This window comes from Lawsonella sp. (assembly GCF_011525565.1).
GTDB classification, from domain to species: Bacteria; Actinomycetota; Actinomycetes; order Mycobacteriales; family Mycobacteriaceae; genus Lawsonella; species Lawsonella clevelandensis_A.
In genome coordinates this window covers 1-11,529 of record NZ_WVRS01000004.1, presented here as the reverse complement: position 1 = coordinate 11,529, position 11,529 = coordinate 1, and the positions used below count along the sequence as shown (strand labels likewise).

General features: G+C 56.1%; 11 protein-coding genes. 8 read left to right on the top strand and 3 right to left on the bottom strand.

The window, feature by feature from the left end:
- Positions 1-329 precede the first annotated feature (329 nt).
- The 7 genes from QZV76_RS03805 (at position 330) to QZV76_RS03775 (ending at position 7,754) form a co-directional block, all read left to right on the top strand.
- On the top strand, positions 330-1,214 hold the full coding sequence (locus QZV76_RS03805; protein ID WP_290598467.1) for a succinate dehydrogenase cytochrome b subunit: 885 nt from the start codon (positions 330-332) through the stop codon (positions 1,212-1,214).
- A 78-nt stretch (positions 1,215-1,292) separates the two neighbouring features.
- On the top strand, positions 1,293-3,302 hold the full coding sequence (locus QZV76_RS03800) for a fumarate reductase/succinate dehydrogenase flavoprotein subunit (protein ID WP_290598466.1): 2,010 nt from the start codon (positions 1,293-1,295) through the stop codon (positions 3,300-3,302).
- The gene (locus QZV76_RS03795) at positions 3,299-4,048 is read left to right on the top strand and encodes a succinate dehydrogenase/fumarate reductase iron-sulfur subunit (protein ID WP_290598465.1); all 750 of its coding nucleotides are present in this window, start codon (positions 3,299-3,301) and stop codon (positions 4,046-4,048) included. Before QZV76_RS03800 ends, QZV76_RS03795 begins: the two co-directional genes overlap by 4 nt.
- 188 nt (positions 4,049-4,236) lie before the next feature.
- On the top strand, positions 4,237-5,325 hold the full coding sequence (locus QZV76_RS03790) for a hypothetical protein (RefSeq protein ID WP_290598464.1): 1,089 nt from the start codon (positions 4,237-4,239) through the stop codon (positions 5,323-5,325).
- Positions 5,326-5,340: 15 nt separating this feature from the next.
- Entirely contained in the window at positions 5,341-6,039 is a 699-nt protein-coding gene (locus tag QZV76_RS03785; protein WP_290598463.1) for a hypothetical protein, read from the top strand.
- Between the two features lie 60 nt (positions 6,040-6,099).
- Entirely contained in the window at positions 6,100-7,401 is a 1,302-nt protein-coding gene (locus tag QZV76_RS03780; protein ID WP_290598462.1) for a DUF445 family protein, read from the top strand.
- Between the two features lie 32 nt (positions 7,402-7,433).
- Positions 7,434-7,754, top strand: coding sequence for a DUF2516 family protein (locus QZV76_RS03775; RefSeq protein WP_290598461.1), 321 nt, complete (start codon positions 7,434-7,436; stop codon positions 7,752-7,754).
- Positions 7,755-7,847: 93 nt separating this feature from the next.
- On the opposite strand, the gene purU is transcribed toward QZV76_RS03775, so the two are convergent.
- The gene (purU, locus tag QZV76_RS03770) at positions 7,848-8,753 is read right to left on the bottom strand and encodes a formyltetrahydrofolate deformylase (protein ID WP_290598460.1); all 906 of its coding nucleotides are present in this window, start codon (positions 8,751-8,753) and stop codon (positions 7,848-7,850) included.
- A 30-nt stretch (positions 8,754-8,783) separates the two neighbouring features.
- Between purU and QZV76_RS03765 the strand changes: the two genes are divergently transcribed.
- Positions 8,784-9,527 (top strand): 2-deoxyribose-5-phosphate aldolase, encoded by a 744-nt coding sequence (locus QZV76_RS03765; RefSeq protein WP_290598459.1) that lies wholly within the window; start codon positions 8,784-8,786, stop codon positions 9,525-9,527.
- Positions 9,528-9,547: 20 nt separating this feature from the next.
- Here the strand turns inward: QZV76_RS03765 and QZV76_RS03760 are convergent, their stop codons facing one another.
- Complete coding sequence (locus tag QZV76_RS03760) at positions 9,548-10,381, bottom strand: hypothetical protein (RefSeq protein ID WP_290598458.1); 834 nt, start codon at positions 10,379-10,381, stop codon at positions 9,548-9,550.
- Positions 10,382-10,527: 146 nt separating this feature from the next.
- Positions 10,528-11,454: a class I SAM-dependent methyltransferase gene (locus QZV76_RS03755; RefSeq protein WP_290598457.1), complete on the bottom strand. Its 927-nt coding sequence runs from the start codon at positions 11,452-11,454 to the stop codon at positions 10,528-10,530.
- Positions 11,455-11,529: the final 75 nt, after the last annotated feature.

Genomic DNA, 11,529 nt, shown 5'->3' with positions numbered 1-11,529 from the left:
CTACCCGGTTTGTGTCGCAAAAACCATTACTAGACCATTATTTTGAACACACTTTAGTACTGGAGTAACTCTACATAATCACTAAATAAGCTGGTGAACGTATTTTTAGGGAACATTATTCCCACGTTTTTATCTTTCCTTCTTCTTTACAAAAGAAAACTCTTATTTAAATAAGCTCGGTGACCTCTCGAACGACGCACCCGTGTTGTGTTTTTAAAAACACAACTAAGGGTGTCCTAACCTGCAAAAAGGGCATTTTTTACGAATCTTAGAAGCTACTAAAAAGCGTTAGAGTTAAGTCAGGTAAACCCGAACAATAGGGAGGTTCCATGGCCGGAAACAGTACCGCCGTCGCAGAGCGCAATACGGCGAAGACCGGCACCACTAATCGCGCTCACCTCCGCAAGAAGCCTGGTTACCCAAGCTGGGTCGCCAAGTTCATCATGGCCATCACTGGCTGGATTTTCTCACTCTTCTTGCTCGTCCACATGATCGGTAACTTGAAGATGTTCAAGAGTACTTACACGATCACGCAGCACGACCTCGCCAAGGGCTACTCACCTGACCAGATCGGTCAGCAAGCCCAGGCAATGAATGACTACGCACACTGGCTCCGCACCCTACTCGGTGGCCTTTTCGGCTACGAAGGCGTGCTGTGGGTATTCCGCATTGTGCTGCTCATTTGTATCATCCTGCACTTCGCCTCCGGCATTCTGCTTGCCGTTCGCGGACGCCAGGCACACGGTAGCGGCCCCCGTAAGGTCAGCACTGCTCGTGGTGTATCTGCTCGCTTCATGATCATTTCTGGTCTGATCCTGGCATGCTTCATCGTCTACCACATCCTCGACTTAACTGCTGGTGACACCGGCGCTGACTTCGAACATGGCGATGCATACAACAACATGATCTCCTCGTTCGATCGTCCTGGTGTTGCTACCTTCTACGTCATCACCATGCTGCTTCTGCTCATTCACATTGAGCACGGTGTTGCTACTACCGCTAACGATTTCGGTGCCACAGGCCGTCGCCTGCGCGCTGCCTTCTCGATCATCGGCGGCATCATCGCTGGCCTCATTGTTCTCGGCAACCTGGTCATCGTTATCTGCGTTGCCAGTGGCGCCATCGATCACGTTGATGTCGCTATCCCCAACCAGGGATATGACGGAACTGCTCACGCCGCCATGGCTGCGGCTGCCCTGAGCATGATCGCCTAGTTCACCCTCATAAGCTTCTGGTAACACACCTCTACCCTCGAAGCTTTCCAAGCTAAAGAAGATAAGGAGACGCAGGCAGTGACTACTACCGATTCTGCCTCGGCTGCACAGGACTTTGTGGCACCCGCCTCCATCGTCCCTGGCGTCACCATTGGTGATGTGCTTGATGGCCATGTGCCGGATTGCCCCACACCAGTCGCATGGGATGAAGCGATGGCTCACTTCAATCTCGTCAGCCCCCTCAACCGTCGTAAATTCAAGATCATCGTTGTTGGCACTGGCCTCGCCGGTTCCGGCGCCGCCGCTGCCCTCGGTGAACTCGGCTACGACGTGCAGGCCTTCACCTACCACGACGCACCCCGCCGTGCTCACTCCATTGCTGCCCAGGGTGGCGTTAACTCCCCCCGTGGCCGCAAGGTTGATAATGACTCCCTCTACCGCTTCGTTAAAGACACGGTAAAAGGTGGCGACTACCGCTGCCGCGAGGCCGATGCCTACCGACTGGGTCAAGAAGGCGTCCGCGTTATTGACCACATGGATGCCATCGGTGCCCCCTTCGCCCGCGAATACGGCGGCACCCTCGCCACTCGTTCTTTCGGTGGCGTGCAGGTATCCCGTACGTACTACACCCGTGGCCAAACAGGACAGCAGCTTCAGCTGGCTGGCGCACAGGCACTGCAGCGCCAGATCCACTGCGGCACTGTTAAACTGACCACCCGCGCAGAAGTTCTTGACTTCATTGTGAAGGACAACCGCTGCCAGGGCGTGGTTGTGCGTAACCTGGTGACCGGCGAAATCACCGCTCACACCGCACACGCCGTCATTCTTGCCACTGGTGGTTACGGCAACGTCTACTTCGACTCCACCCTGGCAAAGAACTCCAACGCCTCGGCTTCCTGGCGTGCCCACCAGCGTGGCGCCTACTTCGCCTCCCCGTCCTTCGTGCAGTTCCACCCAACAGGCCTGCCGAAGAACTCCTACTGGCAGTCCAAGACCATCCTCATGTCGGAGTCTCTCCGTAACGATGGCCGCATTTGGGTGCCGAAGAAGGAAGGCGACGACCGCCCCGGTAACGAGATCCCCGAAGAGGAACGCGACTACTTCCTCGAGCGTAAGTACCCCGCCTTCGGCAACCTGGTTCCGCGTGACGTGGCCTCCCGTGCCCTCTCCCGCGAAATCAACGCTGGACGCGGTGTTGGACCTCTCCATAACGCCGTGTACCTGGACTTCCGCGACGCCATCCAGCGTTTCGGCAAGGACACCATCGCCGAGCGTTACGGCAACCTTTTCCACATGTACAAGGACGCCACCAACGAGGATCCCTACGAGGTTCCCATGCGTATCGCCCCCACCGTCCACTTCACCATGGGTGGTCTGTGGAGCGACTACAACATGATGACCTCCATTCCGGGCCTGTTCGTCGGCGGCGAGTGTGGCTGGGGCTACCACGGCGCTAACCGCCTGGGTGCTAACTCCCTGCTGTCCGCATGCGTTGACGGCTGGTTCACCCTCCCCTACACCGTCCCGAACTACCTGGCCAAGCTGCTCAACACTCCTACCTTGGAGCAGAGCGACCCGGCCGTACAGGAAGCCCTCACCCGGACCCAGGACCGTATCGACGCCTTCATGTCGATCAACGGCAACCACGGCCCCGAGTACTTCCACCGCAAGCTCGGCGAAATCATGTACAAGGGCGTTGGCGTGTTCCGTACCGTACCGGACCTTATGAACGCCCTCGACAGCATTCGTGCCCTCCGCAAGGAATTCTGGTCTGACCTCAACATCACCGGCCAGGAAGGCGACCTTAACCAGGTGCTGGAGCGTGCCGGCCGTGTTGCCGACTACCTCGAACTTGCAGAACTGATGGCAATTGATGCTGCGGACCGCGACGAGTCCTGCGGTGCACACGTTCGTGATGACCACCAGACTCCAGAAGGCGAAGCCGACCGTGTTGACGACAAGTGGTGCTTCGTTTCCGCTTGGGAATCCACTGGTAGCGAGAAGGGCGGCGAACGCTCCTTCATCCGCCACGCTGAACCTTTGACCTTCGACAAGGTCCCGCTGATGACAAGGAACTACAAAGAATGAAGTTGCATCTGAAGGTATGGCGTCAGGCTGGCCCCGACGCCCCGGGCGCGTTCAGTGAATACGACGTCGATGACGCTTACGAGGCAATGACCCTCCTTGAGCTGCTCGACCGCCTTAACGATCGCCTTATCGAAGCCGGCGAAGAGCCTATCGCTTTTGAGTCCGACTGCCGTGAAGGCATCTGCGGTTGCTGCGGTATGAACGTCAACGGACGTCCCCACGGCCCGAAGAAGAACACCCCGTCCTGCCACCAGCACCTCTCCTCCTTCAAGGATGGGGACACCATCACCCTGGAGCCCATGCGCTCCGCGGTGTACCCGGTGGTTAAGGACCTCATCATCGACCGCGGCAAGCTTGACCGCGTGCTTGAAGCAGGTGGCTGGGTCTCCATCAACGCCGGTACTGCCCCCGACGCTGACGCTGTTAACAGCAACCACGCCCAGGCTGAGCGTTCCCTCGACTACGCTGCATGCATCGGTTGCGGTGCCTGCGTCGCAGCCTGCCCGAACGGTGCAGCCCACCTGTTCACCGGTGCTAAGCTCATGCACCTGGCTCTGCAGCCACTAAGCTCTCTCGAGCGTGGTCGCCGCGCCAAGGATATGGTTGATGTTCTCGAGCAGGACTTCGGTTCTTGCTCCTACTACGGTGAGTGCGCTGAGGTCTGCCCGGCAGGCATCCCCATCACCGCAGTAGCTGCCATCAACCGGGAGCGTCTGCGCCGCATGTTCCGTGGTAAGGACGACTAAAAACACTACCTCCCTATAACTGTTGCGGCCGGCCCCGCTACAGTTCGGTGACTGGGGCGTACCCTCCGGGGTACGCCCCAGTTTTCTATGTGGTATAAGTTTTTCCTTTAGGTTGCCCAGTTAACAGCCATGCCGGCGTAAGCTCGGTAGGCTGGAAGGGCATTACCGTCTCATAAAGAAGGTTTTTCATGACTAACCCCACTGATATCCCTATGAACTGGCAAGATGGTGCTCAAACTACGCCAGAAGCGCCTAGTCAAGAAGATATTAATGCCGCTCTAGAAATCCTTGACCAGAATTATGCGGAAATCGAAGCTGCCTACAACAGTGGGGAAATTGACCAGGAAACTTACGACAAGCTCTCTGAAGCTGTAAAAACGATGCGGGAAAAGATGGAGCGCGGCGAAATGCCGGAACTCCCCTTCAATCCGAATGAGCCCATGCCCGTCGTCCTCGGTATGGTTGCTGCCCATATGGTGAGCATTTTTAGCGCGATCGGTGGTAGCCTCTGGACCGTCGACGATCCCGAACGCCTCAGCGACATTATGGGACGTAACTCCATTCCACGTACTCTTACCCCCGCCTCCGGCCTGCGCGAGATAGGTCTCCTTACTCCTGCCGCTGGCACGCTTATGGTTGCGGAGCGGGTCTCCAAAGAAGTTGTCGACGACCCCAGCAAAGACCGCTGGTCCGGGCATCCTGATGTGACGCAGCCAATGCAGGGAGATAAAGATGCGGAAGGGGAGGATATATACATGCGTACCCACACCTTCCACCTCAGCGACCCGGAAGAAACTGAGGATAATCCGTGGGAGGATGTGGAAGCGTTCCTTCGTCGTATCGCTTCTGAAAACCCTACACGTGGCCAGTATGCCATTGTTGAGAAAGCAAGCGATTTAGACCAGAAACCAGCTGGCCAGGAGCATCCTGATCACTATGTCCTCTTCGGTATTTTCCACACTGATGAGGATGATGGGGACCAGATCGTTATTGAAACATTCCCGCATCCTGAAGATGCACAATTCTGGGATACTGTCGATAAGCCTGTGTCTGGACCCACTATCGTTGCCGCAGACAGCAGTACTGATCCTGCCGAACAGGGCTCTATTGCCACAGTCGCTGCCGCATCGTGGGGCACGAACCCGTGGGATCTTGTCGTCTCCTACGCTCCCGTTCCTCCACGTCCGGGAACACCGGAGGCGGAAGAGTGGCAGAAGGCTATGGATGCTGCTGCTGAAGCTGCGCGTCAAGCTGCAGAACAAGGAAACCAAGCATAGGGCTAATAACAGCTAATGAGGAGAAAATCTGCTGGCACGCTGCTACTACCGTTAGCTCTCTCCCTGTCGCTCAGCATGGCGGGAGCAGTGGGAGTGAGTGGCTGTAGTACTTCCGAATCTCGTTTTGAGAGTGTCCCAGTGCAGGATTTTCTCGTCGCGGAGAAGGAATTACCGCAGGGTTTTTCCTCCTCGCCTATTCGCGGGAATGAGTTGAGCCGTGCCACGGAAGGCACCCAACAGCCTTCCCGCGCGGAGTGCAGGGAACCGTCAAAACAGTGGTTTTCCGTTGCTTCTGCCGATAATCAAGCGGGTGAGTATCTGGAATACCCGGCTGCTGAAGTGGTTGTTGCCCTACTGCTTGTCCGTCCTGCCGGTTCGCTGACGCATATTGATAGATATATCGACCTGTGCCAGCACTATATACGACAGGGCAGCGGCCTTACCCTGGGTGTCAGCGTTAAACCCTATAGTGTTCCCGATAAGACACCGGGGGCACGCGCATATCAAGAACGTATTGCGCTCAGTCACAACAGCGCACACGGTACTGTGCAGGACAGTACCGTGTCCTCCACCTATCTTTATGGGAATGTTCATGGAGTGGGTGTTATCGCTATTTTGCGATCGCGAAAGGCTCTTCCAACAGCGCAGCAGACAGCTAGTTTGAATGCTATTTTTGCAGGTCAAGTAGAAAAAATTAGTCGCACATACGGCTAGCTAGCTACGCGCTAACAGATATGCGCTACCAAAATTTTATTTTTGATGCAGAATCGAAGTGTGACTTCTCCAGTAAAGAAAACCCCACTGCCGCTTCCCGATATTGAGCCTGAACAGGCGCGTATTAAACGGGCAGAGCTGAAAAAGACGCGCACAATTGCCACCTCAATGCTGGTGGTGGCAGCTGTTATTTTCATCGTTTGCCATATTCTGCAACGTCATTACGACTGGGTGTGGTTGGGATTCTTACGCGCTGCTGCGGAAGCCGGCATGGTTGGTGGTCTAGCAGACTGGTTCGCAGTGACAGCGCTTTTCCGCCACCCCCTAAAGATCCCCATTCCGCACACTGCCATCATCAGTGAGCAGAAAGACAAGATGGGGAGCAGTATGGCGACGTTTGTCGCCGATAATTTCCTCAACCCGGAATTAGTGGGGGAGAAGATTGAATCGGCGCATGTTCCCCAACGCCTCGGCGAATGGCTGCAGAAGCCGGAGAATGCCGACAAAGTATCCGGGGAGCTTGGCACAGCCGTCAAAGGTGTCCTGGATGTTATTGATGATCAGGAAATGCTGGAGCTATTCGACCGCACGCTGCATCGACAGTTAGATGATCGTGTTCTTGCCCCGGAGCTTGGCGAATATCTCCAAAAACTTTTAGATTCCGGGAAGGAAGAGCCCGCTATCCAATTCTTGGCGGATAAGGTCTCGCAGTGGGCGGTGAAGGCCGGTCCTACTATTGAGCGCATTGTAGACAAGGATAGCCCCGTGTGGGCGCCGCAAGTTCTGCAGAATCTTTTGGGTTCCCGTATTCACCGTGAATTGATGGAATGGACAGTTAAAGTTGCTCACGATCCGGAGCATGAGGCACGTCTAGCGGCGAAGCGGTGGCTCCAGGAGCTAGCAGATGATCTCCGTACCGATGAGAAGACCATAGAAAAAGTTGAGGAGATCAAGAGGAATATCCTTGCGAAGGAAGCTACATCGGGTATCGCAGAAAAAACGTGGATCAGTACGAAGGAAATGCTGCTCCGCACAAGTGCTGACCCGAATAGTCTGCTGCGGCGTAAAGCACGCCAAGCTGTTGTGTCTATGGGACGCGCGATGGCAACAAGCGAGAAAGTGCAAGCGGTTATCACTGAGCGAGTAGTGGCTGCCTCTAAGCATTTAGCCTCCAACTACGCCCCAGAAATTACTGCCATTATCTCTGATACCGTGGAGCGTTGGGATGCGGCGGAAGCCTCCGATAAAATCGAAGTACTAGTGGGCAAAGACCTGCAGTTCATTCGTATGAATGGCACTATCGTAGGTTCGCTTGCCGGCCTCCTTATCTACACCATCGCTTTCTTCGTCTTAGGGGTGTAATCAGTTTGTCTTTTACAACCTATGTTCTGAGTGTGCCTATTGAAATGCTCGTCGTGGCTGTATTGGCACTCATCGGTGGTGTTCTTGCGATTCGCTCTATTGTGCATGCTTCCCGGATGCGAGCGGATGCTTTTGAACTCACTGGAAAAGTATCCAAAACTGGCTGGGTAGCTATGCTCGTGGCATCCCTCATCGTGCTACTGATGAATGCTCTTTCCTTGGGCTACCGCATGATTACCCTGGTGATTATCGCCTGGGTCATTGTGGGCGTCTATTGGGGGTCAAAGCGGAAAGAAATGGATAACCTGGTGAACTTTTCACAGGACGGTTACGGCAATAACTGGACTCGCTAGAACAAACTAGCTCAGTGCATTAGCTAGTCCAGTGTATTAGGCGGCGCAGCAGCTAAGACGTGGTTTTACAGCTTATGAGCCGGCCTTTATGCTTTATGAGCCGAAGATAACCGTGCGATGGTTGTGCACCTGTACACGGTCTTCTAGGAACCAGCGCAAGCCACGGGCGAGCACAAGCTGCTCAATATCGCGGCCTTTGCGCACCATGTCTTTTTCTGTGTCGGCATGGCTGACACGCTGCACGTCTTGTTCAATGATGGGGCCATTGTCCAGGTCACTGGTAACGAAATGGCAGGTGGCACCCACTAGTTTCACACCGCGTTTATAGGCTTGGCCGTAGGGGCGGGCTCCCATGAAGGAGGGGAGGAAACTGTGGTGGATGTTGATGCAGCGTCCTTCCCAGCGTTCGCAGAGGTCGGGGGGAAGAATCTGCATGAATCGTGCAAGCACAATAACGTCGGGTTCTTCCGCATCAACAATGTTGGCAATGACGTCGAAGGCTTCCCTTTTTCCCTGTTCTCCGGGTCCGAAGGGGACGTAGTGGTAGGGGATGCCGTAGTAGTCGGCGACGGGTTCCATGTCGGGGTGGTTGGAGACGATGCAGGCCACGTCCATGGGGTAGTCGCCGTGGTGAATACGGCCCATGAGGTCGTGGAGGCAGTGACCCTGCTTGGAGACGAGGATGACGCCGCGTTTCAAGATGGCGGTGTCAGTTACCTGGGCGTGGGCGTCGGGGCCGATTTGCTGTGCCATTTCTATCCAGCGTTTTTTAAGTTCGTCGTAGCTCATGTCGACGGAGCTGGCAAGAACAGCTTGACGAGTGTGGAACCAGCCGGAGACAGGGTCTGCATGGTAGGCAGCTTCCAGAATCCAGCCGCCTACGTCCGCGAGAAACTTGGAGATTTCGGCGACGATGCCGACGCGGTCGGGGCAGTCCAGGGTAAGAACGTAGCGGTGTTCATTGCCGGACATGGCGGGCTTCTGGTCGTTCACAATCATGTGCCATATTTTAGCGGGTAGCCTGGAGCTATGACATTTCTTGATGACACAGCATCTGTTAATCATGGTGTTGATTTACCCGTCAACCGTGTTGAACTAGCGGCTTTTATTGATCTGATGGTGACCTCGCCAGAACGCACTGCAGATGAAGTGCGGGATGTGGTTGCACGGGCAGACGAGTGGGGGCTGAACGCCTGCTATGTGCCATCTAGTTGTGTGCCGCAGCCGCAGGCACAAGTACCGGTGGGGGCGCTAGTGAATTATCCGTGGGGGACGGACTGCAGCCTTGCGAAGGCGTTTGCGGCTCGCCTAGCGGTGGATCAGGGGGCCAGCGAGATTTGTGCGGTGTCCCATCTGGGAACGATTGTGGCGGGGGATTGGAATGCTCTTATGGCGGATATGGTGACGGTGCGGGAGGCTGTGCCGTCCCCGGTCATACTACAGTTTGTGGTGGATACGAGATATTTGCTGACCTTGCCGGATGGGGCAGAGCGTCTGGCGCGCTGTTGCCGGATCGCTGCGACTGTAGGCGTGGATATGGTGGTGGCGTCCACCGGGCTACACATGGCTGGTGGAGCGTCGCCGAAGAGTGCGCAGCTTGTGCCCGCAGTGCAGATTATGGCGGAGACCGTCGGCGGAAAACTCGGTATTAAAGCAATGGGTGGGGTGGATTCAGCGGAGTGTGCACTTGCAGCGATGGCGGCAGGGGCCACGCAGTTAGGCTGTACGGAAACAGAGGTGGAGGCCGTTCTGGCTGGTATGCCAGCGCTGTGACCCGGCCTTTAGCCCGTGAGCTATTTGCGGTCTACTGCACTGGCGTGGATAAGGTCCTGGCTGGTGAAGTCTTTACCGTTCAGCTCCACCACAATGGAGTTGTCTTTAATAGTGACTGATTCGGCGGTGAAATTAGCGGGGAGGAGCTTAACGTATTCTCCAGACAATTCGGGGAGGATAGCGCGGAGGGCATCTACGAGAGTGTTGTTGTGGAAGCCGGCGATGGCGACGTCTTTGAGCTCAAACGAGAAGTTGCCGTCGCGGACGGTGGGGATGATGCTGAATTTCGCGAAGCCGTCATTGAAGATGAGATCAACGCTGCTGGATGTGGGCTGATAGTTGACGGCGGTGACGGTAGCGGAATCAGCGAGTAGTCCTCCCTGCTTTTTCAACTCATTGTTGATGACGTTTTTGAGTGTTGCGGGGGGAATGGTCAGCGTGGCGTGGGCGCTGTCAAAGTGCAGGTTATTTTTGTCGGCGTAGTTGATGCCCTTGGCGTCGAATTCTACAAGTGTGCCAGCACGCATATCAGCAGGTGGCATGGGGCCGATAGTGACATTGATCTGCGGCAGGGTCTTGGAGGAGAGACCGAAAAGGATGGGTTTGGAACCGAAGGCAGTGTGAACGGGCACACCGATATTGCGGCAGCTTTCCTCATCGTTGGGGTTGTCGGTGCAGTTTTTGTTGATGTCGGCGGAGATGGAGTCGGCAACCTGGGAGCCGATGCTGTGGCGAGTGTAGAGCTCAATGCCGAGACAAATCAGCACAATGGTGAAAAGAGCAATAAGGATGAGGGGGATGGCAGCGCGATGGCGGCTGGGGAGCTGTCCTTGCGGGGTTCCAGGTTCAGTCATGCTTTTATTGTTCCAGGTGTGCTGGTTCATTCGCCACTGTATGTGCCATCACAAGCGTTACTGTAGGTGCACCGCATTCTTCGCTGAAGCTCCACGGGGCTCTGTTGAGAGATGTGTCCGTGCCCTTTCCATTGCCAATTGCGGGTTTAATAGCCGAGAACATTGTCTGCGGGGGCGACGGCTTCCCACGGCACGGTAAGAATGCAGTCTTGCAGTTTACGGCGCTGCCTATCGACGGGCCAGCCGTTTTCCCGCAGGAGGTTTTTAGCGCGTCGCCAGCGGTCGATGGGGCCGAAGGTGGCATATCCGGCGGTGGCGTCCCAGGCTGCGTCGGCGGCCTGCAGAAGGTCATAGATTTTTTCGCCGGGAACGTTGCGGTGAATGAGTGCTTTGGGGAGTCGTTCGGCAACATCGGACGGGGTGGTGACGGCGGTAGGGGACCAAGCGAGGGTGAGGCTGCGGGGGCGCTCGTTATCCAGCAGGATCCAGGCGGCGCGCTGTCCCACCTCATTGCAGGTGCCTTCGACGATGAGTCCGCCGGGGGCAAGACGCGATTGCATAATGCGCCAGGCATTCCCTACTTCTGCTTCACTGTATTGCCGGAGAACATTGAAGGCACGGACGAGGGAGGGGTGGTAGTGGCTCAGCTCGAAGCCACCGAGTTCAAACCGCACACCGTTTTGGGGAGGGAAGAGGCGGGAGGGATCAATTTCTAGCCCGACGACCTCAAGGGTGGGGCAGACATGTGTGCGGAGACGCGTAGCCATCTCAACAGTGGTCCAGGGGGCGGCGCCGTATCCCAGATCGATAGCGAGCGGGGCGCCTGTTGCTGCATCGGTGCATGCATCGGTACAAGTGTTGGCACAGGTGTCGGCAGATACGGAGGGGACGGTGTTGCAGACGGCGTTACGGAGCGCACTGCGGATGGCGGGGTGGTGGCACATCCAGCGGTCGCATTTGCGGAGCCGATTGACCCCGGTGGTACCGCGGGTGACGGTTCCCAGGGCGTGTGCGGGTGGAGTGCGAGGGACTGTGGTGGGAATTCCCTCTACCCGTGCGTCGGCTGCTCGCATAGTAGCAAGCCTACCGGTGTTTCCTGGCTAAACGGGTATCCTGAGAGCATGCCAAACAATCAAGCCATTCTGTCC

Excerpts from the sequence above, each read along its gene's own strand:
- QZV76_RS03805 (WP_290598467.1), top strand. The coding sequence starts at position 330 with ATGGCCGGAAACAGTACCGCCGTCGCAGAGCGCAATACGGCGAAGACC.
- QZV76_RS03795 (WP_290598465.1), top strand. The coding sequence starts at position 3,299 with ATGAAGTTGCATCTGAAGGTATGGCGTCAGGCTGGCCCCGACGCCCCG.
- QZV76_RS03790 (WP_290598464.1), top strand. The coding sequence starts at position 4,237 with ATGACTAACCCCACTGATATCCCTATGAACTGGCAAGATGGTGCTCAA.
- QZV76_RS03785 (WP_290598463.1), top strand. The coding sequence starts at position 5,341 with ATGAGGAGAAAATCTGCTGGCACGCTGCTACTACCGTTAGCTCTCTCC.
- purU (WP_290598460.1), bottom strand. The coding sequence starts at position 8,753 with ATGATTGTGAACGACCAGAAGCCCGCCATGTCCGGCAATGAACACCGC.
- QZV76_RS03765 (WP_290598459.1), top strand. The coding sequence starts at position 8,784 with ATGACATTTCTTGATGACACAGCATCTGTTAATCATGGTGTTGATTTA.
- QZV76_RS03760 (WP_290598458.1), bottom strand. The coding sequence starts at position 10,381 with ATGACTGAACCTGGAACCCCGCAAGGACAGCTCCCCAGCCGCCATCGC.
- QZV76_RS03755 (WP_290598457.1), bottom strand. The coding sequence starts at position 11,454 with ATGCGAGCAGCCGACGCACGGGTAGAGGGAATTCCCACCACAGTCCCT.